Source organism: Actinomadura sp. NPDC000929 (genome assembly GCF_040492065.1).
Lineage (GTDB): Bacteria > Actinomycetota > Actinomycetes > Streptosporangiales > Streptosporangiaceae > Spirillospora > Spirillospora verrucosospora.
Map to the genome: position 1 here is coordinate 26560 of NZ_JBEUPA010000024.1, position 24618 is coordinate 51177.

Genomic DNA, 24618 nt, shown 5'->3' on the forward strand with positions numbered 1-24618 from the left:
TCAAGGCGCGCATGAGGCGAGAGACCTACTCCCAGCGACCGAGAAACCCTCAGCCTCAGTCTTGTCGGCCTATCGCGGGCGTATCGAAAAGCGCATACGCCGCCGCAACAGTCCTTCGTCTTCGGTGGGGGCACGGACCACAGCGGTTCGTGCCGGGGGCCGTTTCCCCGGCTTCGGAAGGCGAACACGAAAAGGAAACGCGTGGTGTCGCACAAGAACGTCCGCCCGCTGCTGAAGGCCGGTCTCGCCGCCGGTCTCGCCATGACGATGGCGGCACAGGCCGCGCCCGCCACCGCCGCCCCGGCGCAGGCCGGGAACGTGCAGAAGGCGATGGAGGAACTGGCCGGGACTCCCGGGGTCGTGGGGGCCGTCGGCGGGGCCTACCTCGACGGGAAGGCCGTCGGGCAGGGCAGCGGGGGCTCGCGCCTGCTGGACGGAGAGGGCGGACAGATTCCGGCGAACGCCCGCTTCCGGATCTGGTCGCAGACCAAGCAGATGGTGGCCACCGTGGTGCTGCAACTGGTCGAGGAGGGCCGGCTGGGCGTGGACGACAAGCTCGGCGACCTGCTGCCGGAGGTGGCGGAGAAGGATCTGGTGGAGCGGGCCGACGAGATCACGGTCCGGCAGATGATCCGGCACACCTCCGGCATCCCCGACTGGTACGCCGGAAAGCCGAAGCCGGACGGGAGCGAGGGAGACGACCCCGCGTTCGACGTGTTCGACTTCACGACCCCCTACCAGCCGCTCGATCTGGTGAGGTGGAGCCGCGCCCGGCCCCGGACCGGGGAACCGGGCGAGAAGTGGACCTACTCCAACACCAACTACACCCTCCTCGGCATGATCATCGAAAGGGCGACCGGCCACGACCTGGGCACCGAGCTGCACGATCACCTGTTCGGCCCGCTTGGGATGACCAAGTCCTACCTCATGGTCGCGCCGCCGGACGGCGTCGTGGGGCCGCACGGCCACGGCTACTATCCCGACGCCGAGGGGAGGCTGCGCGACGTGGACCGGTTCAACGCCGGCTACACCGGCGGGGCCGGCGGGGTGGTCTCCACCGCGCGCGACGTCAGCGTCTTCCAACGGGCGTTCAACCAGGGCAGGCTGCTGCCGCCGGAACTCCAGCGAGTCCTGACCGACCGGCTGCCCGGCGACTCGCGCCTCCAGGGCAAGCGCCGGAGCAGTTGCGTCGACGATTTCTACATCGTGGGCGGGCTGGCCCCCGGCTCCATCGCCTTGACCTTCTACTCAGAAGACGGCCGCCGCCAGTTCGCGATGTCGCTCACCCTGAGCGCCAAGCCCAGCGCCGTGGAGTTCGACGCGGGCAAGGCCGTGGAGGCCGCCTTCTGCCCGTCGAAGCCGTCATGATGACCGCGTGGCCCCCTTCCCAGTTCGGAACGCCAAGCCTGAACAGGCCGTGCCCGCCGGTCGGATGGGCTACGACCTCGACGCGGGGCGGCTGCTGCTTCACACCGTCCAACCGGTCGAGGCGTTGGAGACCCTGCTCACGACGGGCACACTGAGGCCGGACCCGAAGCTGGCTGAGGAAGCGTTCGCGGACGCCTACGCCTGGATCTACCGCATGATGGCGGCCCGCCTACCGACCAGCGGAGACGGTGCACTGTGGTTCTGGGCACGCACCCATCGCAAGCATCTGGTCGAAGCCTGTCGCCACTCGCGCGGCCAGGTGCTGCTCACCTGCCGGGTCCCGCGCGACCGGGTGCTCCTCTCCCACTTCGACGAGTGGCATCTGGTCCTGAACAGGGGCCTGGGGATGCCGAGGCGCCCTGGCGAGTCCGAGGACGACGCGTTCGCCCGCTGGGAGGAGACGTACGACGAGTTCGACGCCCGCCTCCGCGCGACAGGTATGCGCGACACCCCGATCCGGGAGTGGCCCACCGACCTGCGGAACGAGATCGAGAAGTCCTGGGAATGCATCCTCGACCGAGGCAACTACGGCCCGTTCGAATGCTGGCAGGGCACCGCCCACGCCCTGAACGCCGACGAAGTGCTGGAAGCCGTCCGGATCACCTGACCGCCCGAATCCGCCGAGCGGCAGCGAGACGACCCACGGGGCACACAAGGTCTCGGGGGTTGAAGGCGCTTCGAGAGGCGCAGGCTAGTCTTCGGCGCCATGACCGAGCAGCAGGAACAGCGCACCGTCGAGGCCAAGTTCGAGATCACCGACTTCGACGAGAGCGTGTACGAGGAGCCTTCCGAGGGGCCCAAGATGACCCGGGTCACGATCCGCAAGCGGTACCAGGGCGTGATCGACGGTACGGGCGTCGCGGAGGTGTTGACCGCCCAGGGAGAGGCGGGCGGCGGTTACGTGGCGTCCGAGCGGATCGAGGGGACGCTCGACGGGCGACAGGGCACGTTCGTCATCCAGCATTTCGGGCTCGCCGACGGGGACGAGCAAAGCAGCCACGGCAGCATCGTCCCCAACTCCGGAACCGGAGGCCTGGCCGGCATCTCCGGCCAGGCCATGGAACGTGAGTTCCAGGTGCTCACCCTCGCTTACACCCTGTAATTTCGCGGCGCACTCCAACTGGCGTACTAGGTTCGCCGGGCGTGGTCGGGGCAGAGCGTCTTGATCCACGCCTGGCCGGTCTCACTGCCCGGCTCGCCGCACACCTCGCAGGTGCGACGCGACTCTTCCCGGGCGGCCCCGAGAATCGCACTGACCCGGCTGCCGAGTTCCCGGTCGATGCCCAACTCCCCAGTGACGGGGTCGACGTACCCGCCCAGGTTGACGTCCAGCATCCCGTACTTCTCCTTGACCTGGGCCACCTGGTAGTTCGGCAGCACAGCGAGGAGTTCGGCGTGGGTCCGCATCAGGATGTCGCGCCACCCGGGCCCGACAAAGTCGAGGTACTCGGGAATCTGCCGGTCGGCCACGTTCGTCATGGATCCGATTCTGCCCCTAGTGCACCGCCGAGGCCCTCCCATTTTCAGCTCATTAGGGGCGTAGCGCCAAGCGCACCGCCCGGCATCTGCGGTCCCCGTTACCGGATGTCGTGGCCGGGGTTGGTCTCGTCGTACCGGTGCCGCGCCTCAGCGATGACGTCGCGATGAGTGAGGGACCAGTCGGCGAGTGCTTTGACCAGGTGGGTCAGGCTGGTCCCCGTCTCCGTCAGGCGGTAGTCGACCTGGGCCGGGACGGTCGGGTACACGGTGCGGAGAACGAGTCCGTCACGCTCCAGCCTGCGCACCGTGAGGGTGAGCATTCGCTGGGAGATGCCGTCGATCGCGCGCTGGAGCTCCCGGAAGCGCCGCGGCCCGCCCGCGAGTTCAACGACCACCAGTACCGACCACTTGTCCCCGATGCGGTCCAGGACATCGCGGATCCCGCAGTCCGGGTGGTCCGCCCGCCCGCAGGGATCGAGGGCCGCCGATGCGGCGGTTACCCCGGTGTGCGTGGGTGACATGAGACTGCCTCCTTGTGGCCGACGCGCGGGCAAATCAAGATCAAGCGTAGTTACCGAAGAGAACCACTACGGAAGTCGGGGACTGACATGATCTTGGTGACCGGAGCGAGCGGGAACCTCGGCTCGGCGACGCTCGCGGCGCTCAACGCCCGCGGCGCGAGCGCGACAGGCGGCAGCCGCACGCCCAAAGACGGGATGCGGCGCCTCGATTTCGACGACCCCACCGGCATGGACCTGGCCGGCATATCGACCCTGGTGCTGATCTCCGCCGGCTATGCCGAGGACGACCAGGTCATCGGGCGCCACAAGGCCGTCCTCGACGCCGCCGTCCGTGACGGCGTCCGGCACGTCATCTACACGAGCCTGACCGGCGCCGGCGACCACCTCGCTTTCGCACTGGCGCACCGCGCGACCGAAAGGCTCGTGCGCGCCTGCGGCCTGCCGTGGACGATCCTGCGCAACGGCCTGTACGCCGAACTCTTCGGCGGTCTGCTGATGTGGGCCGACGACGGGGTGGAGTCCGTGTTCGGCGACGGTGCTCTGGCCGCGGTCTCCCGCGCGGACCTCGCCGAGGCCGCGGCGATCGTCGCTGAGGATCCGGCACGGCACAGCGGGCGCACCTACGACCTGACCGGCACGCCGATCACGACAGCGCAGGTGGCCGAACGACTCGGAGTCCCCTACCGCGCCATCGGCCTGGACGATTACCGGCGCCTACTCCTGAACGAGATGCTGGGCTTGCTGCCGTTCCAGCCGCCCATGCTCGTCTCGATCGCGACAAGCATCCGGCACGGCTTCCTCGACGGCACCAGCCCCGACCTCGCCCACGTCCTCGGCCGCCCCATCCGAGACCCACTCGCTACAGCCGTCGCAGCCGCCTCCACCACAAAACCGGCAGCACCCCAATAACACCGACCAGCACGGCAACGAGATGAGTCCTCCCAGCAATCACCCTGGGAGGACTCACACGCGTCCCCACCCAGACCCCCACCAGAAGGCCACCTCACCAGCGGCGCACACCAACCCGGCGACAGGAACCCGCCACCTGAAAGCGCTATTCAATCCTGGCGAAAACGGCACCGAGCTTGTCCCAGCCAGCCTCTTCGACTCGCTCCAGCCTCCAGGTCTGGTTCCCGATGAGAAAGGTGTCTCCAGGACGGAGGATCAAGTCGCGCTCGCTATCGTCCTTGACGAACAGAGCAATCTCTGGAGGGCGCTCCTCAGTCCCCTTGCGCGCACCGACCAGACCGATTTTCATCTCGTTCTCGATGTAGGTCTGCGTACCCTGCTTCAGGCCGATTTCCTCGATCGCCATCGTCACTCCAGCACAGTAGTACACCGGATTCGACTCCTCACCCAGCCGCGGACACCAACCCGGCGACAGAAACCCAGCGTCTGGAGGCGCTATTCAATCCTGGCGAAAACGGCGCCGAGCCTTTCCCCCCCGGCCTCTTCGACTCGCTCAAGCCTCCAAGTCTGATCTCCGATCAGAAATGCATCTCCAGGATGAAGGGTCAACTCACGCTCACCGTCGTCCGTGACGGAGACGAGAACCTCCGGCGGCCTGTCGCCCTCCCCCTTGTACGCACTCATCAATCCAATTTCCAGCTCCTCATCGACATAGGTTTGCGTGCCCTGCTTCAGGCTAATTTTCTCGACCGCCATTCTCACTCCATCGTGGTGTAGCGCTGCCGCATGTTGGCTTTGAGTTCTTTGATCGTCATCGGATGGGGATGCGTTTTGTTCCAGGGGTTGTGCAGGTGGAACTTCCCCTGACTGTCGACCTTGGTGACCTCGTAGACGTGTTTCGCAATAAGCCTTTTCGGAAGGTGAGTCTCACCCTTGCTCAACTCACGGGTTCCAACGATTACAGGCCTGCCTTGGGAGAGATGGCCGGAGATCTCGTCCTGGAGGCGACGTTCCGCACTTCGCCCTTGATTGTCATAGCCGGTAGGAAATGCCGCCGCCTTGGCCGGGCGGCCTGTAATTATAGTGAGCAGTTCGGCGCGTTCCGCCGGGCCGGTGCCCTGGTTCAATCGCACGTAACCGGTCGGCGCGTCTCCGGAATTTCCCCGCTCTTTCCAGAATCTGTTCGCCCGGTCCCTGCGCTCAGGACTCCACATCTGATCCAAGCCAGCGATCGCCTTCTCCATAATCGGCGCCCAGGCCGCTTTTGCCGACGTAATCGCAGCGAATGCGGGCATATGCGGGCGATCATTCTTGATCGGCAGATCAGGCGTCACCGTGAGCGTGATCGATTTTCCAGTCGGTTCGTAGCGCTGCCTGGACTTCGAATATTCTGCCTGGTGAAAGCGAACTTCGTAGTTGCCGTCTTCGGTTTCTCGCACACAGTTCCGGATGACCTCAGGATATTTCTCTGCGATCGCCCCCAGGGGGGCAATGATGCCACAATCGCCAAGGATTCCCTGTTTTGCCTGCTCCCGGGAAAGTTCACCGTTGAACAGCGGTATACGGCTACCGTCAGCACGCTCTAGTGGCGTGCCATAACGGTCAGGAACATACTCCGGCCTCTCCCTGGGGTCCTGGAAGTTCGGGCGATCGACCGTACCCTCGAGTTCTTTCGACTCAGCAGTTCGATCCAGCTTGGCGGCGAACTGCTTCAGCCGATCCGATATTCCACGCTCGAGGACATCATCGTCGAACTCGGCCGCGCTCCTGTCGTCGTCGGCTGATTCTTCACCGGAGATCCTCCCGTCCGGATCGTCTGCCGCGTCGTCCGAGCCGTTGGAGGTCTTCAGACCGTCCGTCCCACTGGTCGAATCCACACTGAGGTGGTCACCGAGCAGCCCTCTCAGCTCACTCGGCTGATCTGGGGAGCCCGGGTTGTCGGCCGGCAGGGTGTGCGGCCGTTTTGAGGAAGCGGGGTCGTCGTGCGTCTCGGCCTTCTCGCCAACTCTCTCGGTTTGCGCGTCAGTCGGCTTGCCGTCACGCTCGCCCTGCGAGTCGTCGCTGCCCAGCCCCGCGTCAGGCTGCTCGCTTTCGGCGCCTTCCCCACCCTCAGTGCGCTCGTCGTCTCCTCTGCCCTCGTCCCGCTCGGCCTGCTCGTCGTGCTCGGCCTGCTCGGCCTGCTCGGGTTGCTCGGGTTGCTCGGGTTGCTCGGGTTGCTCGGGTTGTTCGGCGGGCTTGGAGCTGTCTGCTTCTACGTCCTGTTCGGCTGCATCGTCTTCCCGGTCAGGGGTCTCGGGGCCGGTCGGCTTGTCCTTCTCGTCACCGGTGGGGGCGAGCTTGTCGCGTGTTTCCGTCCCCTTGGCACCGCTGTCTTTGGCCGCTGCCGTCTCGTTCTCCTGCGGTGCGGGTTCGCGGGCGCGGGCGAGGCTTTCTCGGCGGGACGGGTAGCCGGGAGCGCCAGGGTTGTCCGGTGGGGGCCCGGGAGGCTTGTCGGACGGCTTGGGCCGGTCGGTGTTCTCGACCTTGGCATCGGTCCTGGTGGGATGCTCCAAGCCCACGCTGCGCCCCTTCCACAAGACGAACCCACACCGGCCCGCGTCGACCCCATGCGAGCCTGGGTGGCCGATGCCGAGCGGGGCCTTCGGCCGGTCACACCGTCGTCTATGAAAGCGTGAATGCTCAGGGATTGCACGCTTCGTTGATCAGTGAGTCGTTCTCCTGTTTCGATGCCGCGGCTCGGACACCCTCACCACCGCCTCATCGTCGACCTCGCGAGATCAACGCTGCCGGATGGACTCATCGCACACCCGACAGCTCGCGGGCACGTGTCCAGCGAGGAGGGCGGTCTCGGGAGGCGCGGGCAAGCTGCCCCGGTCTCCCCTGTGCGGAGTCGACCGCGCTTCGTTGGATTGTCATTCGTTTACCGTTGCATTTGCTCCATGTTCCTTACGCCCTCCCTTCTCTTTGCCTTTAGTCGGTTCGGGTCGACTTGTGCTGGTGCTTTGGGAGGCATATATCGGCTCGTGGCCTGGTGGATTGGTTGGGGGGCGTCTGGGCGGGAAATCGTGGACGCATGGAGATACCGCGGACGTTGGTGCTGACCGGGCACTTTCCACCGGAGCCCGGCGGTGTGCAGACGTTCACGTGGGAGTTGACTCGCCGGCTGCCCGAAGACCGGCTGCTCGTCGTGGCGCCCGCCTGGCCCGGGGCCGCGGAGTTCGACGCCGAGCTCGGGTTCCCCGTCGTCCGGCGGCGCGGGTACCTGCTGTTCCGGGGGCTGCGGCGGCTCGTGGTGCGGCACCGGGTCGAGGCGGGGTGGATCACGGCGGCGGCGCCGTTCGGGATGTACGCGCCGCTGGTGCGGGCGGCCGGGGTGCGGTGGCTGGTCGGGTCCGCGCACGGGCAGGAGCTGGGGTGGTTCCGGGCTCCCCCGACGCGGGCGGCGCTGCGGGCGGCGGCGCGGTCGTTCGACGTCCTCACCCATCTCAGCACGACGACGCTGCCGGAGCTGCGGGACGCCGTCGGCGACCGGACGCGGCTGGCGCGGCTCGCCGGGGCCGTGGACACCGTGCGGTTCCGGCCGGGGCTGGACGGGACGGCGGTCCGCCGCCGGCACGGCCTCGGCGGCGGGCCGGTGGTGCTCAGCGTCGCGCGGCTCGTCCGGCGCAAGGGGCACGACATGCTGGTCCGCGCGTGGGCGGACGTGGTGCGCCGGTGCCCCGACGCGCGGCTGGTGATCGTCGGGGACGGTCCGATGCGGCGCAGGCTCACCGAGATGGCGGACCGGGAGGCGCCCGGGACGGTCACGGTGGCCGGGCCCGTTCCCGCGGCGGAGCTGCCGCGCTACTACGCGGCCGCCGACGTGTTCGCGCTGCCGTGCCGCGACGACCGGGCGGGGCTTCAGACCGAGGGGCTGGGCCTGTCGGTGCTGGAGGCGTCCGCGTCGGGGCTGCCCGTGGTGGTGGGCCGGTCGGGCGGCAGCCCCGAGTCCCTGATCGACGGCCGGACGGGGGTCCTGGTCGACGCCACCGGGCCGGACGAGATCGCCCTGGCCCTGCACCGCATGCTCGGCTCCCCCGCGCGCGCCGCCGCGATGGGGGCGGCCGGACGGCGGTGGACGTGCGAGCGGTGGAGCTGGGACGCCGCCGCGGGGCGGCTCGCCGCCCTGCTGAAGGGCTCCGTCCTCGACGCGCCGCCGAAGCACGACACACCGGGGATGGAGCCCGCATGGGACTCAGGGAGCAGCTGAACAAGCGCGACTTCCGGCGGCTCATCATCGGCCAGACGGTGTCCTCGTTCGGCGACTGGATGGGCACGCTGGCGCTGATGTACTTCGTGCTGGAGCTCAGCGACTCCACGACGGCGGTCGGGGGCGTCCTGGTGCTGCGGCTGCTCCCGTCCGCGCTGGGCGCGCCGGTGGCGGCGCGGGTGGTGACGCGCTGGCGGCGGCGGAGCGTGCTGATGTGGTCGACCCTGGTCCAGACGGGCATGGCGCTGGCGCTGCCGATCGTGCCGTGGCTGGGGTGGGTGTACTTCTGGGCCTTCATGATCGAGGTGGCGGGCCTGATCTTCCTGCCGGCCCGGGACGCGTCCATCCCGTTCCTCATCGAGGACGAGGAGAACCGGCACGACACCGGCACGCTGGAGATCGCCAACGGGATCACGATGGCGACCTCGTACGGGATGATCCCGGTGGGCGCGGGGGCGTTCGGGCTGATCCTCTACTTCTCGCAGCACATCGGCCTGGGCACCCATCTGCGCTACCTGGTGGTTTTCTGGCTGGACGCCCTGACGTACCTCGCCTGCTACCTCGCCATCCGCTCGATCCCCGATCTCGGTCCGGGGCCGGCCGAGCGGCTGGAGGTGGAGCGGAGCGAGCAGGAGGCGTCGCCCCGCGGACTCCTCGCGGCGCTGCGGCTGCCCGTGGTGCGCGGCGTCCTGCCGGGGGTGGCGGTGGTGTCGCTCGGGCTGGGCGCGCTGTTCTCGCTGGGCGTGGTGTTCGTGCGGAACGTCCTGACCGCGGGGCCGCTGGAGTTCGGGACGCTGGTGGTGCTGTTCGGGGTGGGCGCGCTCGTCGGGCTGCTGATCATTCACCGCAAGGTGCGGAACCTGGAGGTGCAGATCCGGGTCGGGACGGCCGTGCAGGGCGTGGTGATCTTCATGATGGCGCTGCTGGGGACGGTGACGTGGGCGTTCATCGGGGCCGTGCTGTTCGGCGCGGCGGCGACCAGCGCCCTGGTCGGCGGGATCACCTACCTGCAGGAGGCGCTGAGCGGCGTCAACCGGAACCTCGCCCTCACCGCCTTCCACGCCGTCCTGCGGTTCGGCCTGGCGCTGGCCGCGCTGCTCGCCGGGGCCGCGTCCGACCTTCTGCGGAAGGCCGGCGTGTCGCCGCTCGGTCTGTCGCCGTCCCAGTTCGCCCTGGCCATGTCCGGCCTCATCGTCCTGTTCGGGGCGACACTGATCCGCGTCCCCGGCGCGAAGGACATCGCCTCTAGGTGACGGGGACGGGGCCGGCCTTCTTCTCCGGCTCCGGCGCGGACGCCTCCCCTCGGCTGTTGGCGGCGCGGAGGGCGACGACGGCCGCGGCGGCCAGGAAGAGGGAGCCGGCCAGCAGCGCCCGGGAGAACCCGCCGGTGAGCGCCTCGGGCACGGGCCTGCGGTCGGCCAGCAGGTCGTCGGTGCGGGCGGTGGCGACCGCGGAGAAGATCGCCAGGCCGAGGGCGCCGCCGATCTGCTGGGAGGCGTTGAGCAGCGCCGCCGCGAGCCCGGCCCGGTCCGGCGGGACGTTGGCGTTGGCCGCGGTGGTGACGGCCACGAACGTGAAGCCGAGCCCGAACGAGGTGACCATCAGGCCGGGCAGCAGGTCGGTGAGGTAGTGGCCGTCCACCGGGATGCGCGACAGCAGGTAGGTGCCGGCGGCCGCGAGCAGCAGCCCGGCGATCATCACCGGGCGGGTCCCGGCGCGTCCGATGAGCGGGGCGGACGCTCCCGCGGCGACCGCCACGCCCGCGCAGAGCGGCAGGTAGGCCGAGCCGGTCTCCAGGGGCGAGTAGCCGAGGACGTTCACCATGTACAGGCTGAGGAAGAAGAACATCGACAGGAACCCGGCGACCGCGACGAGCTGGGTGACGTCCGCGGCGGCCAGCCCCCGGATCCGGAAGATCGACAGTGGCAGCAGCGGGTCGCGGCTGCGCTGCTCGTTGAGCAGGAACGCCGCCAGGAGCGCGGCGGCTCCGGCCAGACCGCCGATCGTGCGGCCCGCGTCCCAGCCGACCTCCGGGGCCTTGACCAGGGTGAACACCAGAAGCAGCATGCCGCCGGTGACGAGGACGGTGCCGAGCGCGTCGAAGCCGGCGAGCCGGGTGGTGCGCCGGTCGCCCTCGACGAGCAGGAACAGCCCGGCGATGACGATCGCGCAGACCGGGACGTTCACGAGCATCACCCAGCGCCAGCCGGGCCCGTCGGTGAGCAGCCCCCCGAACAGGACCCCGGCCGCCGAGGCGCCGCCGCCGACGCCGCCCCACACGCCGAGCGCCTTCCCGCGGTCGCCGCCCTCCTTGAAGGTGGTCGTCAGGATCGACAGCGTGCCCGGCAGCATCAGCGCCGCGCCCGCGCCCTGGGCGAGCCGCGCCGCGATGAGCGTCCCGGACGTGGCGGCGAGCCCGCCCGCGACCGAGGACAGCGAGAACAGCGCGGTGCCCGCGACCACGATCCGGCGGCGTCCGAGCAGGTCGGCGAGCCGCCCGCCGAGCAGCATGAACCCGCCGTAGGTCAGCAGGTAGCCGGACGGCACCCACTGCAGGTCCTGGACGGAGAAGTCCAGGTCGGCGCGGATCGCGGGCAGCGCCACGTTGACGATCGAGGCGTCGATGAAGTCCAGGAACGCGATGGCGCACAGCAGGGTCAGGGTGAGCTTGCCGCGTCCCGTCGCGAGGAAGGACGGAGGGGATTCGGTCATGGGAGGTCTCCGGTCGGTGGGCCCGCGCCGGGCGCGGGGCGCCAGGGTCCCCTGGCTGATTCGTTCCGCGACCCATGAGCGGATGGGAGGGCGGGTGTGTGACGCGGCGGGACGCGAATGAGGTCCAGGTCACATTCCGGCCGCGGATGTCACGATCGGGGGTCCGGTCTCGCTCTGAGGGGGGAGCGCACAGGAGGTCGAGCCATGTCCGAAGGCATCGCGGACGACACCGCCACGCGGGTGTTCGCCGATCATCGGGAGCTGCTGTTCTCGGTGGTGTACAACATGCTCGGAAGCGTCGCCGACACCGAGGACGTCCTGCAGGACGCGTGGCTGGCGTGGGCGTCGCGCGGCGGCGCCGCGGGCGAGGTCGAGAATCCGCGCGCCTACCTCGTGCGGATCGCGGTCAACACGGCGCTGTCGCGGCAGGCCGCGATCAGCCGCCGGCGCGAGACGTACGTGGGGCCGTGGCTGCCCGAGCCGCTGGTGGCGCGCGCCGACGTGGACGACGCCGCCGAGCGCACCGAGGCGGTCTCGATGGCGCTGCTGGTCGTCCTGGAGACGCTCACGCCGCTGGAACGGGCGGTGTTCGTCCTGCACGAGGTCTTCGGCTACGCCCACACCGAGATTGCGCCGATCCTCGACCGCAGCCCGGCGGCGATCAGGCAGCTCGCGCACCGCGCCCGGGAGCACGTGCACGCCCGCCGCCCGCGCTACCAGGCCGACCCGAAGGTGCAGCGGCAGGCGACGGAGCGGTTCCTGCAGGCCGCCCTCGGCGCCGACCTGGAGGCGCTGATGGAGATCCTCGCGCCGGACGTGACGCTGTGGACGGACGGCGGCGGCAAGTCCAGGGCCACGGCGGCGCTGCGTCCCATCCAGGGGGCCGGCAAGGTGGCGCGCGCCATCGCCGGGACGGCCGCCCGGAGGCCCATGGATCTGGACGTCGTCTACCGCACCGTCAACGGCGACCCGTCCGCGGTGCTGTTCGACCAGGACGCGCCGTTCGCGGTCATGGTCCTCGACCTGGACGAGGACGGCCACCGCGTCCGCGGCGTCTACGCCGTCACCAACCCCGACAAGCTGACCCACATCGATGAGGACCAGCAGGGCGAGGGGGACGGCTGACGGGCGCGTCGTGAGACGGCGTCACGCGCCCTCACGTGCAATACCTACTAAGACAGTCGGAATAGTTGACTTAACGCGTGGGGTCGTGGTTCGCTGATGCCTGGGTCCGAAGGGGTTCTGCGGTTGTCCCGCGTACCGGGCCCGGCGCGGGGTGGCGCCGGGCCCGCCTCCGCGTCAGGAGTGCGGCAGGACGCACATCGCGTCGAGGCCGAGGACGCGGTTGAGGCGGCCGAAGGCCAGCCACGAGCCGATGCACATGCTCAGCTCCACGATCTCCGCCTGGGTGTAGCAGGCGGACATCCGGGTCCAGAACTCCTCGTCCAGGCCGTGGTGGTCGAGGATGTAGCGCTCGGCGTACTCGGCGGCGAGGCGGGTGCGGTCGTCGAAGGCGCCCGTGGTGCGCCATTCGGTCACCGCGTCGGCGAACCCCTCCTCGACCTTCTCGCCGTCGCGCTCCGTCCGCCAGTCGAGGCAGAACAGGCAGCCGTTGAGCTGGGCGACGCGGAGCCGGGCGGCCTCGAACTCGCGGAGCCCGAGCGTGGTGTGCGCGTAGACGGCGAGGGAGAGGTTCGAGGCGGCGGGGCCGATGCCCGGCACCATCTCGCCCCACACGTACTGGATCGGGTCCTTGCCCTCGGGGATCTCGATTTTCACGGGCCTGCCCTTCTGCTGACGCCTCTCATGGCGCCGTCCTGCCGAGTTTGCCCACGGCGGGACGGACGGGAACGTCGAGCGCGTCGTAGAGGCCCGGTTCGGCGTCCACGAGCCAGTCGATGGCGTTCACCAGGCGCCCGGCTGCCGTGGCGTTCCCTCCGGCGGCGCGGTTGCCGTGCTCGTCGGTTGCCTCGACCGTGACCTCGATGCGCGGGACGCCCTCGATGACCACGCGGTGCGCGCCGTCGCCGTCCGGGGGCATCGGCCAGTCCGGCGCGCACGACGGGTGGATGCGCGTGACGTGCTCGACGACGATGCGGGGCTCGCCCGCCACGATGCCCTGGACCTCGAAGCGCACCGCTCCCTGCGTTCCCTTCTCGAACTCGCCCATGGACGCGGTGGTGATCGTGGCGTCGAGCGGGCGGCGGTCCACGGTCTCGCGGATCTCGTCCAGCTCGGCGCCGAGCGCGCGGGCCATCAGCCGGACCTGGCCGCCCCACACCATGGTCGGGACGGTCGCGGCGAGCATCGGGGGCTCGTAGTCCATCGGCTGGCCCATGCCGACCAGGTACCGGACGGAGTCGGGCTGGTCGTAGGTCGAGTAGTCGAAGATCTCCTGGCAGCGGACCACGTCGATCGTGCCGCCGAGGCCGCTGACCAGCAGCGGCAGCACGTCGTTGCCCCACCCGGGGTCGACGCCGGAGGCGAACAGGGAGCCGCCGCCCTCGGCGATCGCGTCCAGCACCTCCGCGCGCGTCTCGGGCGGCGCCCCGCGCTGGTCGTAGAGGGCGTAGAGGGCGGGGGTGACGACGACCGCCCCCGCGCGGATCGCCCTGAGGACGTCGGCGAGCGCGTCGTCGGGCCGGACGTCGCCCGACGCGGCGTAGACGACGGCCTGCGGGCGGGCGGCGAGCACGCCCTCGGCGTCGGCGGTGGCCGCGACGCCGAGGTCGCGGCCGAGGCCGGCGAGGTCGCCCGCGTCCCGCCCCACCTTGGCGGGATCGTGGACGATCACGCCGGTCAGCCGGAGCGCCGGATGCGCCTCGACGGAGCGGACGGCCAGCCGTCCCATGTTGCCGGTACCCCAGACGACCACGGAGATCATGCGCGGAATGTACCAGCTGCCAAGCAAGCACTTGGTAGTCCACATGTGGACACGAGAAAGTTTCGGTCAGCTCGTGACGCGCCTCATCTTTCGATATAGAACACGTTCTAATCTCACGAGTGAGGGAGGTCACATGCGTGACTCCACCCCGTCCCTTAGCGTGTCCCGTCGCGGCTTCATCGTTGGAACTGGTTCTATCGTCGGACTGGGCATGCTCGGCCGGACCGGCGCCTCGGCGGCCCCCGTCCCGGCGCCCATCCCCAACGGCGCCCGCGTCCCCGTCCTGGTCATCGGCACCGGGTACGGCGGCTCGGTCGCCGCGCTGCGCCTCGCCCAGGCGGGCGTCGACGTCCACATGGTCGAGATGGGCATGACCTGGGACACCCCGGGCTCGGACGGCAAGATCTTCTCGGGCATGAGGTCCCCCGACTACCGCGCCTACTGGCTCCGGACACGGACCAAGCAGCCGCTCAGCAACTTCCTCGGCTTCCCGATCGACAAGGACGTCCCGAAGTACACCGGGATCCTGGACGCCGAGGACTTCGGCGGCATCCTCGTCTACCAGGGCCGGGGCGTCGGCGGCGGCTCCCTCGTCAACGGCGGGATGGCGGTCACGCCGAAGCGGTCGCGGTTCAGCGCCATCCTGCCCTCCGTGAACGCCGACGAGATGTACAACGTCTACTACCCGCGCGCCAACTCCGGGCTGGGCGTCAACGAGATCGACCGGGCGTGGTTCGACACCACCGACTGCTACCAGTACGCGCGGGTCGGGCGGAAGCACGCCCAGCGCTCGGGGTTCGAGTTCGTCTACGTCCCGAACGTCTACGACTTCAACTACATGAAGCAGGAGGCCGCCGGCGCCGTGCCGCAGTCGGCGCTCAACGCCGAGATCCTCTACGGCAACAACTACGGCAAGAAGTCACTCCAGAAGACCTACCTGGCGCAGGCCAAGGCCACGGGCCGGGTCGCCATCTCGGCGCAGCACCGGGTGACGTCGGTGTCGCCCGCGTCCGGCGGCGGGTACACGGTCGCCATCGACCAGATCGACACGAGCGGGAACGTCGTGGCGACCAAGACGGTGACCGCCGCGCGGGTGTTCTTCGCCGCCGGCAGCGTCGGCACCAGCAAGCTTCTGGTCAAGCTCAAGGCGACCGGCGCGCTGCCCAACCTGAACGGCGAGATCGGGAAGGGCTGGGGCGACAACGGCAACGTCATGGTCGGCCGCGCCAACCACCTGTGGGACCCGACCGGCAGCCTCCAGTCGGGCATGCCGACGGGCGGCATCGACAACTGGGACGCCGGCGGCGCGTTCGCCGAGGTCGCGCCCCTGCCGACCGGGATCGAGACGTACGCCTCGTTCTACCTGTCGATCACCAACACCCCGCACCGGGCCGAGTTCTCGTGGAACGGCTCCGCCGGACGGGTCGACCTCAACTGGCAGACCGCCTGGAAGCAGTCCAGCATCGACATGGCCAAGTCGATCTTCGACAAGATCAACAGCAAGGAGGGGACGATCTACCGGACCGACCTCTTCGGCACCTACAAGATCTGGGGCGACCACCTCACCTACCACCCGCTCGGCGGCGCCGTCCTGAACAAGGCCACCGACAACTACGGCCGCCTGCACGGCCACCCCGGCCTCTACGCCATCGACGGCTCGCTCATCCCGGGCAACACCAGCGTGAACCCCTTCGTCACCATCACCGCCCTCGCCGAGCGGAACATCGAGAAGATCATCGCCACCGACCTGTGATGATCCACCGGGATCCGGCCACGGGCGCGTGTGGCCGGACCCCCGCTACGGGCAGGCGGGGAACAGCCGCCGCGTCCCCGTCCCGGCCGCGTAGGCGGCGGGATCGCTGAACCGGCAGCCGTAGTCCGGACGCGCCACCGCCGAAGGCCGCGTGGTCACGTCGCCCGCGGGCCGCGCGCCCCCGCCGACCCAGCGGACGAGATCGTCCCAGGCCGCGCCGGCCTCCGCGTTCGAGAACTCGCAGTGCTGGCTCGTGCGGATGGCCCGCTGGACGAGCAGGCCCGACCGGTGGTTCCGCGCGACGTCCCTCGCGTAGATCTGCTCCATGGAGAACGGGACGAACAGGTCCCCCAGCCCGTGCAGGCTCAGGACCGGGACGTCCGGACGCCCGCTGATGCGCGGAACCTGGGAGAGGCGGTTCGACAGCCGCGCCGGCAGGTTCTCGACGCGCACCCGCTGGACCGTCCCGTTCACGTCCACCGGCTCGTTCGGCTCGTACCGGGTGAACTGATTGGTCCCGACCTGACCTGGGTTCTCGGCGAGGGTGGCGTCCGGGTCGGAGGGCTCGGCCAGGGTGAACGGGAAGTCCTTCCAGAGCGCGAACGACGGCACGGCGCCGGGACGCGTCCCGCCCGTCCGGTCGATGACGATCGAGCGGAACTGCTTCCCGCGCTCGTTCGTGGTGTCCGGCCCGCCCGGCCGCAGCGCGGTCAGCCCGAGCGCCGCCTCGATCCTCGGCACGGTCGCCGTCAAGTACTGCGCGGTGACCGGGTACTCCCGAACTCCGGCCAGGTCCTGAGCGACGAGGTTGTAGTCGAGCAAATAGTCGAACAATTCCTGGTCGCCGAGGACTCCGCACATGGGAAGCGCGCCGTCGTAATACCCGGGGAACTGCTCCAGCGAGCGCCCGATGATGTGCCCGCCCATGGAGACACCGGTGATGAAGCGCTGCTTGGGACGTCCCACTTCACGGGCGAACAATTCGGCCACGTCGCGGGTGCTCAGCACGCCTGCGCGGACGTCGTACCCGTTGTCGTAATAGGACGACGCGGCCCACGCGTACCCCTGGTCGAGAAGGCGTTGCCGCAGGCCGTACTGGGGTGGCTCCACCGTCAGCACGTGGCCCTTGCCTGCGTAGCCGTGGGCCCAGAGCACCAGCCTGCCGTTCCACTGCGGCGGCACTTCGATGTCATAGGCCGCGTGGCGGTGGACGCCCTGGAGCACCCGTGACGGTTTCCCGTGCACCTGGAGGGGCGGGAGCGGCGGGTTGGCGATGGTGTAGCCGGGAAGCGGCTGGTCGCCGGGGACGCGATCGGCGCGGGCCGTCCCCGCCGGGGCGAGTGCCGCGAGCACGAGAGCGGAGAGAACGGCGAGGGGGCGGAGGCGCATGGTGCGCATTACATACCGCCCGGTCGGTCAGCGGAATGGCGCGACCGGATCCGGCCTCGCAGGCGGCCTCATGACCAGGGACGCGGCCTTTCCTGAAGGAGAGGACGGGCATCCGCTGGGGGCGGCGACCCGGGCGGGAGACCGGCTCATCGCCGCGCCGCGCCGTACAGCGATCCCGCGAGCAGCGTGACGCCCGACAGGGCACCGCTGACGAACGGGATCCACTCCACGGACGACACCGCGGCCATGATCATTCCGGCCGCTCCGAGAGCGGACAGCACGACCCCCGGCACCGCGATGGCGCCCCTCTTCCACACCCGTGCCAGCACGACGAAGTGCAGACCGACGATCAACGCGATCCAGGCGACATTGATCTCCTGCGGCGCGTCCAGCGCCCTCAGCACCGCGATCCCGCCGAAGATCAACGCGAACTCCGCGACCACCACGAGCCCGAACCGCGGCCCGAACCACCCCGGCCGCCCGTCGCCGCGCCCCGCCCCTTCCCGGCCCGTCGCCCCGCGCCGGTCCCCGCGGAAGCCGACCACCACCACCGCGAGCAGGCAGACCACCGCCAGGATCCGCATCGCGATCCCGGCGCCCTCCGGCAGGGGATCTCCCGTGTTGGCGAGCACGAAAGCCGTACCGAACCCGGAACCGATCAGCAGACCAAGCAATTGCGGCGACACGCCGATGATCATACGCGGACGCGCCTGTAGGGGCCTCTACCAGGAGGAACCCTGCACTTCGCCCTGGGCAGAGACACTCGACCGGAGATGGGGAACGGACGCCCCGGCAGCAGTCCCATGGCCGACGCTCGGCCATCCGGCAGGGAGGTCCGTTTTGAGCGCCGCTGAGGGACCTCCGACTTCGCGTGACCGCCATGCGGAACGCGTTGCGCTTCGCGGCGTGCTGCGAACGGTCCCTTCCGTAACACGCCTAGGGCACCAACCAGCGCAACGAAAAGGGAATTTCCCATGAAACGCGCCTACTCACTCGCCTGCCTCTTCGCGGGCGTCTACGGCGGCCTCCTCAGCCACTTTCTCGGCAGCTTCGCCGGGATGCTCCTCGGCATGGTCGGCTGCGCCGTGCCCCCGCAAACCGCTCCCGGAAAGCCGGGTTCGGCGGAACGCCGAAAGAGCGCCCGCGTCCCGCGGGCCGACGCGAGCCTCATCCTCCTCGGCGATCGCCTCGCGCGGAGCGCGTCCCGACCCCCGCCCGCCCTCGTCCGATGGTGCGGCCGTTCGTAGATCTCGACCCGAACCCTTCACCCGGGAGTCCTCCATCGACGAGTCCAACCGCCCCAGCACCTGGCGCGACGAGGGGTATCGCCCCGACTCGGCGGAATGGCCCCGACTCTGGTCCCGGCTCCAGCTCGGGCAACCCCTGGTCGGGACCGTCGTCTGGGTCCCGCGACCGGGCGCGATCGGGATCGGCATCGACCTCGGCCTGCCCGTGGGCGGCTTCGTCGACGTCCTGCATCTGCCTCTGGACAGCGCGCGGTGGCCCGCCAAAGGCACCACCACCGACTTCACGATCTGGTGGATGGACGAGCGGCCCCAGATCAGGCTGATGCCCGCCGACCCGCGCTACCGCCGCGAAGACTTCGACGACTGGGTCCGGCAGCAGAACACCGTGGCGGCGAGGACCTTCCTCGCGGGCGGCGCCGGTCCGGCAAGCGGCACATCTTAGATCTTGACCGGACAAAGGTGATTAGCCATCACCTTGCTTTCGCCGAACCTCTCACTTGGGGGCTCTCCCTCAATCACTCCGGTCGTGGCCTTCCGTGCAGGTGACACGAACGCGCACACCGAAACAGAATGCCATTCGAATGATCTTCGCCTTGCGTGGGCCAGAGGGCTCCGGACGGTGTATTGCGAGACCTGATAAAACGAGACGGCCAGGAGGCCACGATGGACAGCTTTGTCGAATTCAACAACGGGCTCGATGAGGTCCAGAACACGTTCGACCGCCTCGCCGCGGAACTCGACGGGCTCGGCGCAGAGGTCGACCCCTTCGACCGGATCAAGCTGCAGTTCGAGCTCAACAAGGCCCGGCTCGACGTCCTCAAGACGCGGCAGGAGACGACGAAGACCGAGGTCGGCGTCCTCACGACCGACTTCAACCAGATGAAGAGCGAGCAGCACAAGCGGATCGGCTACCGCGACACGCTGATCTACACCGCCTTCGCGGTGGTGGCCGGCGCCGCCTACGCCATCACGCAGGGAGCCTCCCTGCTGGTGCTGCTGGGGCTGATCCCGGCGGTTCTCTCGCTCGGATGGATCTACCTGGCGAACGACACCAAGGTGGGCGAGATCGGCCAGTTCATCCGGTCCGAGCTCGCGCCGCGCATGAAGCTGCTGCTGCCCGAGGGGGCGACCCCCTTCGGGTGGGAGTCGTGGCACCGGGGCCTCCCCGGCCGCCTGACCGGCAAGATCGGTCACCTCGCGGTGACACTGACGATCTTCTGCGTCTTCCCGGTGACCGCCTTCACCATCGTCATCGGGAACCTCTCCACCCTTCCCTCCTGGGTCCTCCCGGTGGGGGGAGTGGAAGCCATCGCCACCCTGTGCATCGGGTGGCTGTTCCTCCGCGCGAACCTGGGGCGGAGGACGCCACAGACCGTCGCCGCGAACACCGGCGAGGGGGCACTCGCGTCCGACTGAGGCAGCGCCTCGGCAGGAACGCACCCACACCCGAAGGGCCCGGCACACCCGGGCCCTTCGAGCTGCCCGGGCAAAGCGGCTGCCGCGCGAAGAATCTCGGTCAGCGGTGGAGGTCGAGGTCGCTGCGCTTCGCGCGGGCCAGCAGCTCGGCGAACGCCTCACGCCCGAACGCCAGGCGCTCCCCGTCCGGATCCCTGGAGTCCCGCACCCACACCCGACCGCCCAGCTCCGCCAACTCCACGCAGGCATCGTCATTGCCGCCCCCGCTGTGGGAACTCTTACGCCAGCCGTTCATTCGTACTTCCTCAGCGTCTGGTCCATCAGCTCTCGCGAGCCTGGTCGAGGTAGGGCAAGTGCCCCGATCTGATCGAAACGTACTTCGAGAAGGGCGGACTCGTCACCGGCTTCGATCAGACGACCGGCGACCTGCGCGACGGCGTAGGAGACATCGCGGCCATTGATCGTCATCACCTGGAAGTGCCCGTCATGCCCTGGGTGCCACCCCGAAGTACGTGGGACGACGCGGATGCAGACGCGGTCGGTGTCTGAGAGCTCGATGAGGTAGCGCAACTGCTCCGCCATGACGTCGCGACCGCCCACGACGTTGTCGAGTACTTCTTGGTCGATGAGAATCCAGAGGTAGGGCGGCTGATTTCGCCTCAGTACCTCCTGGCGCTTCATTCGAGCTTTGGCCTCTGCTTCGACTTCGTCCACGCGACCGGCGGCTTTGAGGAGGGCCTCCGCATACGCCTTGGTCTGCGCCAGGGCCGGAACGGTCTTGCCGTGGTACATCTTGATCACATCGGCGGCCGCCTCGTACACGAGGTACTGCTTGAACCAGTCCGGATCGTGTCCACCGCAAGCGAACATGTGCAGCCGTTCGAAGTGGCCACCCGTGTTCCATGCCTGGTCAAGGCGCTTCAGGTATGTATCGCGCGGCCGGAGGCGTCCGGCTTCCCAGTTGGATACGGTCGCCCGGGTCACGTGGACGATCATGGCTGTCTGAGCCAGGGAGAGACCCCGCTGCGTGCGATAAAACCACAGGTCGAAAGCCAGCCAGGCCCACAGCGAGGACGCCGGGTCGATCGACTCTCGAACACTCATCACTCCCCCACAGGTGTATCGCGACCCCCGCTTATCACCTCAAGTTAGAACGTCGACACGAAGAGTGAGAGCACATTCCTCCAACTGGGGACGGCTCTCATGAACGATCTTGAATTCGTCACGTCGGCGCACGGGATTCCGGAGGTGCGCCTGACCGTGCTCGCCGTGCCGTCGAGCGTGGTGCTGGCTCGGGAGCTCGTCCGCTACACGCTGACGAACTGGGGTTTCGACCGTGAGGTGGTCGACGACGCGAGCCTCGTCATGAGCGAGATCGTGTCCAACGCCGTCGCGGCGGCGCACGGCCACCGGATCCGTCTCGGCTGCGCCCTCCGGGAGGGGGCGCCGCTGCTGGAGTGCTGGGACCCGTCCCCTGACCTGCCGGTCCGGTGCCCGCCGTCGCTCACGGCCGAGAACGGCCGCGGGCTCGCCATCGTCTCCGCTCTCGCCAAGGAGACCGGCACCCGCCCTTCCGCCACCGGCGAAGGAAAGATCGTCTGGGCCCTCATGCACGCCTGAAGCCGGTCGTCCAGCGGCAGGCAGGCCCCGGCTGATCAGAACGCACCACCCGGCCGGGCGTCATGAGACATGACCTTGAGGATCAGCGCGGCGATGTTCCAGGCGTCGTCGGCCCCGCTGTGGTGACGGCCCTCAAGCGGCAGCCCGGCATGGCTCAGAGCCGCGCTCATCCCGAGCTTGCGCCTAAGGCCGAAGCAGTCGGTGAAGGCCTGCTTGGCGTTGGTGTGCCGCGAACTGAACGGATAGGCGACCCGACCGGCCGAACACTGGCGCTCGAACTGCTTGCGGTCGTAGTCGCCCCAGCTCGCCCAGGCACGGGACCTCGACCGATGTTCCCGTTCCAGAAGAGCGCACGCCTCCCGGAACTCGACGCCGCCGTCGACCTCGTCCTGAGTAAGCCCCGTCAGCTCGGTGCAGAACGCGCTGACCCCAGACCGGACGGGACGGACCAGAATGCGGTGCTTGGCGACCCGGCTCCGCGCCTCCACGTCCACGACGCACAGCCCGATCTCGATGATCTCGCTGGCCTGCCCCGGCGGCGGCTGCCCGTCCCAACAGGTCGCCTCCACATCAACGACATTAAGAAACCGCCCAAACCGCTCCATGGCCAGGTGACGCTATAGCCACCACCCCTGCTTGACGACTTCTTTTGGTCCGCCCGGATAAACGCCCTTGGCCGAACGCCAACCGACCGGTCAGCTCGGAGAGCCCACGGAGCGTCCGATCATCGTGACTCCGGTCGTCCCCGCTCGTACCCGCCCCCCGGTGCAGTCGGCGCTCAGCGCCCGGATAGGCGCGGTGGCCCGCCGTGGCCCGTGCTTCTAGGAACGGGCCACGGCAGACCGGCCGATCAGCGAGACGGGCCGGCAGTGGAGTCGCCGGAGACCCGCCGCTTGTTGTCCAACTCGGTGACGTTGCCGCTCTTACGGGCCGTGGCGGGACGCGTCCTGCATGTGGCCTTGCCGCGGGCGCGGGTGATGCGCATGACCTCAGCCGCGCTGGTGGAGTCAGGAGCCTCCGCACGGCACCCACGAACGAGTAGCGGCCTTGGTGACACCGGCTCATCAGTCACCTCGTACACCGTGACGGCAGCCGCGGCCAGGCGCTCTGGAACACCTGATGGAACGCCGGTGGGAGGCGTGGTCGTCGGGGCTTTATTCGCTGGAAGCCGTGAGGCGGGGCCGGTAGCGTGAGCGGCATGGCACGAGGCATCTGGTCGCAGAAGGTTCGCAGCGCCCGCTGACGGCGGCGCCTTTCCTTCTCTGAATCCGCGTTCGCCGTCCCGGTCCTGCCGGGCGGTCGTCTGATTCTGCCCGGCTCCATGGCGAGCTGCGGAGCACCCTTTGAGCCTCACCCCCTTTTCCGAGAGCATGTCCCTGCCCGTCCCGGCGGGCGGCAGCGCGCACGTCCGCGTCCAGGACGTCGCGGTCACCCGCGGGTCGCGGCGGATCCTGCACGACGTGTCGGTCACCGTCTCGGCCCGGTCCCGGATCGCCGTCGTCGGCGAGAACGGGCGGGGGAAGACGACGCTGCTGCACGTCCTCGCCGGGCTGATCCCGCCCGACGAGGGCACCGTGCACCGCGCCGGCACGATCGGCCTCGTCCGCCAGGAGCTGGCGGCGCGCGACGGTGAGACCGTCGGCACGCTGACGTCCGCGGCGCTGGCCGCCCCGCTCGCGGCCCTCGCGGCGCTGGACGAGGCGACCGCGGCCGTGGCCGCCGGTGATCCGGCCGCCGGCGACCGCTACGCCACGGCGCTGGAGGCCGCCACCCGGCTCGACGCGTGGGACGCCGAGCGCCGCGTCGACGTCGCCCTCGACGCGCTCGGCGCGTGCACCGACCGCGACCGCCGGTTGTCGACGCTGTCGGTCGGGCAGCGGTACCGGGTCCGGCTGGCGTGCCTGCTCGCCGCCCGGCACGACGTGCTGCTGCTCGACGAGCCGACCAACCACCTCGACGCCGGCGGGCTGGACTTCCTGACCCGGCGGCTGCGCGAGCACGACGGCGGGCTCGCCGTCGTCAGCCACGACCGGGCGCTGCTGCGCGACGTCGCCGACCGGTTCCTCGACCTCGACCCGAGCCGCGACGGGAGGCCGCGGCTGTACGCGGGCGGCTACGACGCCTGGCAGGACGCACGGCGCGGCGAGCGCGAGCGCTGGGAACAGGACTTCGAGGAGCAGCGGGCCGAGCACCGGCGGCTGCGGGACGAGGTGTCCAAGGCCCGCGACAGGCTGTCCACCGGTTGGCGGCCGGACAAGGGCACCGGCAAGCACCAGCGCCAGTCCCGCGCGCCGGGCGTCGTGCAGGCCCTGAACCGGCGGCAGGACGCCCTTGAGGCGCACCGCATCGATGTGCCGGAGCCGCCGCCGGTCCTGCGATGGCCTGACCTGGGCGTCCGGTCGCGGGTGCCGCAGCTCCGGGCCCACGGCGTCACCGTCGACGGGCGGCTGCCCGGGCCGGTCGACCTCGCCCTGGACGGCGGCGACCGGCTGCTCGTCACCGGACCCAACGGCGCCGGGAAGTCCACATTGCTGGCGGTGTTGGCCGGTTCGCTCCAGCCCGCGGACGGACGCATCTGGAGAGCGAACGGCACCCGGGCCGCCCTGATCGCGCAGGAGACCACCGAGCACGACCCCGACCTCACGGCCCAAGAGGTGTACGACCGTCATGTGGGGCGGCTGGTGGCCCGCGCAGAGCTGCGCGACGCCGACGTCGTCCCGCTCGGGGCGCTCGGGCTCCTGGACTCCGCCGCGATGCGGACGCCGACCGCGCGGATGTCGCAGGGCCAGCAGCGGCGCCTCGACCTGGCCCACGCCCTGGCCGGGCGCCCCGGCCTGATCCTGCTCGACGAGCCGACCAACCACCTGTCGTCGGCGCTGGTCGACGAGCTGACCAGCGCCATCCGCGCCACCAGCGCCACCGTCGTCGTCGCCACCCACGACCGGCAACTCCTGAGAGACCTCGCCGACTGGCCGCGTCTCGACGTCGGACGGCCGATGAAGATGTAGCCG

General features: G+C 69.6%; 26 protein-coding genes. 13 read left to right on the forward strand and 13 right to left on the reverse strand.

Translation table 11 applies throughout. The features are described 5' to 3' along the window. Window positions 1-204 precede the first annotated feature (204 nt). The 3 genes from ABWI04_RS11970 to ABWI04_RS11980 all read left to right on the forward strand — a co-directional run bounded on the left by ABWI04_RS11970 (window position 205) and on the right by ABWI04_RS11980 (window position 2530). Window positions 205-1368: a serine hydrolase domain-containing protein gene (locus tag ABWI04_RS11970; protein WP_353832401.1), complete on the forward strand. Its 1164-nt coding sequence runs from the start codon at window positions 205-207 to the stop codon at window positions 1366-1368. 49 nt (window positions 1369-1417) lie between these two features. Further along, window positions 1418-2035 (forward strand): DUF3841 domain-containing protein, encoded by a 618-nt coding sequence (locus ABWI04_RS11975; protein WP_353832402.1) that lies wholly within the window; start codon window positions 1418-1420, stop codon window positions 2033-2035. A gap of 99 nt (window positions 2036-2134) precedes the next feature. Further along, window positions 2135-2530 carry a DUF3224 domain-containing protein gene (locus ABWI04_RS11980; protein ID WP_345179966.1) on the forward strand — a complete coding sequence of 132 codons (396 nt, stop codon included), beginning with the start codon at window positions 2135-2137 and terminating at the stop codon, window positions 2528-2530. A 26-nt stretch (window positions 2531-2556) separates the two neighbouring features. On the opposite strand, the gene ABWI04_RS11985 is transcribed toward ABWI04_RS11980, so the two are convergent. Together ABWI04_RS11985 and ABWI04_RS11990 are read right to left on the reverse strand one after the other, a co-directional pair. Next, window positions 2557-2907, reverse strand: a complete 351-nt coding sequence (locus ABWI04_RS11985) for a hypothetical protein (RefSeq protein ID WP_345179964.1) — start codon at window positions 2905-2907, stop codon at window positions 2557-2559. Window positions 2908-3005: 98 nt separating this feature from the next. Further along, entirely contained in the window at window positions 3006-3428 is a 423-nt protein-coding gene (locus ABWI04_RS11990; protein ID WP_353832403.1) for a winged helix-turn-helix transcriptional regulator, read from the reverse strand. 87 nt (window positions 3429-3515) lie between these two features. Between ABWI04_RS11990 and ABWI04_RS11995 the strand changes: the two genes are divergently transcribed. Next, window positions 3516-4337: an NAD(P)H-binding protein gene (locus tag ABWI04_RS11995; RefSeq protein ID WP_353832404.1), complete on the forward strand. Its 822-nt coding sequence runs from the start codon at window positions 3516-3518 to the stop codon at window positions 4335-4337. A gap of 145 nt (window positions 4338-4482) precedes the next feature. Here the strand turns inward: ABWI04_RS11995 and ABWI04_RS12000 are convergent, their stop codons facing one another. The 3 genes from ABWI04_RS12000 to ABWI04_RS12010 all read right to left on the reverse strand — a co-directional run bounded on the left by ABWI04_RS12000 (window position 4483) and on the right by ABWI04_RS12010 (window position 6895). Continuing rightward, window positions 4483-4743 carry a DUF6406 domain-containing protein gene (locus ABWI04_RS12000; protein WP_353832443.1) on the reverse strand — a complete coding sequence of 87 codons (261 nt, stop codon included), beginning with the start codon at window positions 4741-4743 and terminating at the stop codon, window positions 4483-4485. Window positions 4744-4832: 89 nt separating this feature from the next. Then, a complete protein-coding gene (locus ABWI04_RS12005) occupies window positions 4833-5093 on the reverse strand; it encodes a DUF6406 domain-containing protein (protein ID WP_353832405.1) in 261 nt (86 codons plus the stop codon). Between the two features lie 2 nt (window positions 5094-5095). Next, window positions 5096-6895: a hypothetical protein gene (locus ABWI04_RS12010; RefSeq protein WP_353832406.1), complete on the reverse strand. Its 1800-nt coding sequence runs from the start codon at window positions 6893-6895 to the stop codon at window positions 5096-5098. Window positions 6896-7410: 515 nt separating this feature from the next. Between ABWI04_RS12010 and ABWI04_RS12015 the strand changes: the two genes are divergently transcribed. Beyond that, window positions 7411-8586: a glycosyltransferase family 4 protein gene (locus ABWI04_RS12015; protein ID WP_353832407.1), complete on the forward strand. Its 1176-nt coding sequence runs from the start codon at window positions 7411-7413 to the stop codon at window positions 8584-8586. After that, complete coding sequence (locus tag ABWI04_RS12020) at window positions 8565-9839, forward strand: MFS transporter (RefSeq protein ID WP_353832408.1); 1275 nt, start codon at window positions 8565-8567, stop codon at window positions 9837-9839. The genes ABWI04_RS12015 and ABWI04_RS12020 overlap by 22 nt, the downstream gene beginning before the upstream one ends. Here ABWI04_RS12020 and ABWI04_RS12025 read toward each other — a convergent pair. Next, window positions 9832-11298, reverse strand: coding sequence for an MFS transporter (locus ABWI04_RS12025; RefSeq protein ID WP_353832409.1), 1467 nt, complete (start codon window positions 11296-11298; stop codon window positions 9832-9834). The two genes, ABWI04_RS12020 and ABWI04_RS12025, sit on opposite strands and share 8 nt — an antisense overlap. Window positions 11299-11502: 204 nt before the next feature. Between ABWI04_RS12025 and sigJ the strand changes: the two genes are divergently transcribed. Further along, complete coding sequence (gene sigJ, locus ABWI04_RS12030) at window positions 11503-12423, forward strand: RNA polymerase sigma factor SigJ (RefSeq protein WP_353832410.1); 921 nt, start codon at window positions 11503-11505, stop codon at window positions 12421-12423. A gap of 174 nt (window positions 12424-12597) precedes the next feature. Here the strand turns inward: sigJ and ABWI04_RS12035 are convergent, their stop codons facing one another. After that, window positions 12598-13077, reverse strand: a complete 480-nt coding sequence (locus ABWI04_RS12035; protein ID WP_353832411.1) for a carboxymuconolactone decarboxylase family protein — start codon at window positions 13075-13077, stop codon at window positions 12598-12600. A 25-nt stretch (window positions 13078-13102) separates the two neighbouring features. Then, window positions 13103-14182, reverse strand: a complete 1080-nt coding sequence (locus tag ABWI04_RS12040; RefSeq protein WP_353832412.1) for an NAD(P)H-dependent amine dehydrogenase family protein — start codon at window positions 14180-14182, stop codon at window positions 13103-13105. Between the two features lie 211 nt (window positions 14183-14393). Between ABWI04_RS12040 and ABWI04_RS12045 the strand changes: the two genes are divergently transcribed. Continuing rightward, window positions 14394-15935: a GMC oxidoreductase gene (locus tag ABWI04_RS12045; RefSeq protein ID WP_353832413.1), complete on the forward strand. Its 1542-nt coding sequence runs from the start codon at window positions 14394-14396 to the stop codon at window positions 15933-15935. 45 nt (window positions 15936-15980) lie between these two features. Here ABWI04_RS12045 and ABWI04_RS12050 read toward each other — a convergent pair whose 3' ends face one another. Next, window positions 15981-17324: a hypothetical protein gene (locus tag ABWI04_RS12050; RefSeq protein ID WP_353832414.1), complete on the reverse strand. Its 1344-nt coding sequence runs from the start codon at window positions 17322-17324 to the stop codon at window positions 15981-15983. A 146-nt stretch (window positions 17325-17470) separates the two neighbouring features. After that, complete coding sequence (locus ABWI04_RS12055; RefSeq protein WP_353832415.1) at window positions 17471-18010, reverse strand: hypothetical protein; 540 nt, start codon at window positions 18008-18010, stop codon at window positions 17471-17473. 288 nt (window positions 18011-18298) lie between these two features. Between ABWI04_RS12055 and ABWI04_RS12060 the strand changes: the two genes are divergently transcribed. From ABWI04_RS12060 to ABWI04_RS12070, 3 genes are all read left to right on the forward strand, one after another. Next, window positions 18299-18571, forward strand: a complete 273-nt coding sequence (locus tag ABWI04_RS12060) for a hypothetical protein (RefSeq protein ID WP_353832416.1) — start codon at window positions 18299-18301, stop codon at window positions 18569-18571. 205 nt (window positions 18572-18776) lie between these two features. Beyond that, complete coding sequence (locus ABWI04_RS12065; RefSeq protein ID WP_353832417.1) at window positions 18777-19013, forward strand: hypothetical protein; 237 nt, start codon at window positions 18777-18779, stop codon at window positions 19011-19013. 221 nt (window positions 19014-19234) lie between these two features. Further along, the gene (locus ABWI04_RS12070; protein ID WP_353832418.1) at window positions 19235-19987 is read left to right on the forward strand and encodes a hypothetical protein; all 753 of its coding nucleotides are present in this window, start codon (window positions 19235-19237) and stop codon (window positions 19985-19987) included. 100 nt (window positions 19988-20087) lie between these two features. Here ABWI04_RS12070 and ABWI04_RS12075 read toward each other — a convergent pair whose 3' ends face one another. Together ABWI04_RS12075 and ABWI04_RS12080 are read right to left on the reverse strand one after the other, a co-directional pair. Further along, window positions 20088-20282 (reverse strand): DUF397 domain-containing protein, encoded by a 195-nt coding sequence (locus ABWI04_RS12075; RefSeq protein ID WP_353832419.1) that lies wholly within the window; start codon window positions 20280-20282, stop codon window positions 20088-20090. After that, window positions 20279-21091, reverse strand: coding sequence for a helix-turn-helix domain-containing protein (locus ABWI04_RS12080; protein ID WP_353832420.1), 813 nt, complete (start codon window positions 21089-21091; stop codon window positions 20279-20281). Before ABWI04_RS12080 ends, ABWI04_RS12075 begins: the two co-directional genes overlap by 4 nt. Before the next feature lie 99 nt (window positions 21092-21190). Here ABWI04_RS12080 and ABWI04_RS12085 point away from each other — a divergent pair, with 99 nt between their 5' ends. Then, on the forward strand, window positions 21191-21607 hold the full coding sequence (locus ABWI04_RS12085) for an ATP-binding protein (protein ID WP_353832421.1): 417 nt from the start codon (window positions 21191-21193) through the stop codon (window positions 21605-21607). Between the two features lie 35 nt (window positions 21608-21642). Here ABWI04_RS12085 and ABWI04_RS12090 read toward each other — a convergent pair whose 3' ends face one another. After that, window positions 21643-22176 carry a 3'-5' exonuclease gene (locus ABWI04_RS12090; RefSeq protein WP_353832422.1) on the reverse strand — a complete coding sequence of 178 codons (534 nt, stop codon included), beginning with the start codon at window positions 22174-22176 and terminating at the stop codon, window positions 21643-21645. Window positions 22177-22977: 801 nt separating this feature from the next. On the opposite strand from ABWI04_RS12090, the gene ABWI04_RS12095 reads away from it, so the two are divergent. Then, window positions 22978-24615: an ABC-F family ATP-binding cassette domain-containing protein gene (locus ABWI04_RS12095; protein WP_353832423.1), complete on the forward strand. Its 1638-nt coding sequence runs from the start codon at window positions 22978-22980 to the stop codon at window positions 24613-24615. Window positions 24616-24618: the final 3 nt, after the last annotated feature.

Coding starts and splice junctions, on each gene's coding strand:
- ABWI04_RS11980 (WP_345179966.1), top strand. CDS start 2,135: ATGACCGAGCAGCAGGAACAGCGCACCGTCGAGGCCAAGTTCGAGATC.
- ABWI04_RS11985 (WP_345179964.1), bottom strand. CDS start 2,907: ATGACGAACGTGGCCGACCGGCAGATTCCCGAGTACCTCGACTTTGTC.
- ABWI04_RS11990 (WP_353832403.1), bottom strand. CDS start 3,428: ATGTCACCCACGCACACCGGGGTAACCGCCGCATCGGCGGCCCTCGAT.
- ABWI04_RS11995 (WP_353832404.1), top strand. CDS start 3,516: ATGATCTTGGTGACCGGAGCGAGCGGGAACCTCGGCTCGGCGACGCTC.
- ABWI04_RS12000 (WP_353832443.1), bottom strand. CDS start 4,743: ATGGCGATCGAGGAAATCGGCCTGAAGCAGGGTACGCAGACCTACATC.
- ABWI04_RS12005 (WP_353832405.1), bottom strand. CDS start 5,093: ATGGCGGTCGAGAAAATTAGCCTGAAGCAGGGCACGCAAACCTATGTC.
- ABWI04_RS12015 (WP_353832407.1), top strand. CDS start 7,411: ATGGAGATACCGCGGACGTTGGTGCTGACCGGGCACTTTCCACCGGAG.
- ABWI04_RS12020 (WP_353832408.1), top strand. CDS start 8,565: ATGGGACTCAGGGAGCAGCTGAACAAGCGCGACTTCCGGCGGCTCATC.
- ABWI04_RS12025 (WP_353832409.1), bottom strand. CDS start 11,298: ATGACCGAATCCCCTCCGTCCTTCCTCGCGACGGGACGCGGCAAGCTC.
- sigJ (WP_353832410.1), top strand. CDS start 11,503: ATGTCCGAAGGCATCGCGGACGACACCGCCACGCGGGTGTTCGCCGAT.
- ABWI04_RS12040 (WP_353832412.1), bottom strand. CDS start 14,182: ATGATCTCCGTGGTCGTCTGGGGTACCGGCAACATGGGACGGCTGGCC.
- ABWI04_RS12045 (WP_353832413.1), top strand. CDS start 14,394: ATGCTCGGCCGGACCGGCGCCTCGGCGGCCCCCGTCCCGGCGCCCATC.
- ABWI04_RS12050 (WP_353832414.1), bottom strand. CDS start 17,324: ATGCGCCTCCGCCCCCTCGCCGTTCTCTCCGCTCTCGTGCTCGCGGCA.
- ABWI04_RS12060 (WP_353832416.1), top strand. CDS start 18,299: ATGAAACGCGCCTACTCACTCGCCTGCCTCTTCGCGGGCGTCTACGGC.
- ABWI04_RS12070 (WP_353832418.1), top strand. CDS start 19,235: ATGGACAGCTTTGTCGAATTCAACAACGGGCTCGATGAGGTCCAGAAC.
- ABWI04_RS12075 (WP_353832419.1), bottom strand. CDS start 20,282: ATGAACGGCTGGCGTAAGAGTTCCCACAGCGGGGGCGGCAATGACGAT.
- ABWI04_RS12080 (WP_353832420.1), bottom strand. CDS start 21,091: ATGAGTGTTCGAGAGTCGATCGACCCGGCGTCCTCGCTGTGGGCCTGG.
- ABWI04_RS12085 (WP_353832421.1), top strand. CDS start 21,191: ATGAACGATCTTGAATTCGTCACGTCGGCGCACGGGATTCCGGAGGTG.
- ABWI04_RS12095 (WP_353832423.1), top strand. CDS start 22,978: ATGTCCCTGCCCGTCCCGGCGGGCGGCAGCGCGCACGTCCGCGTCCAG.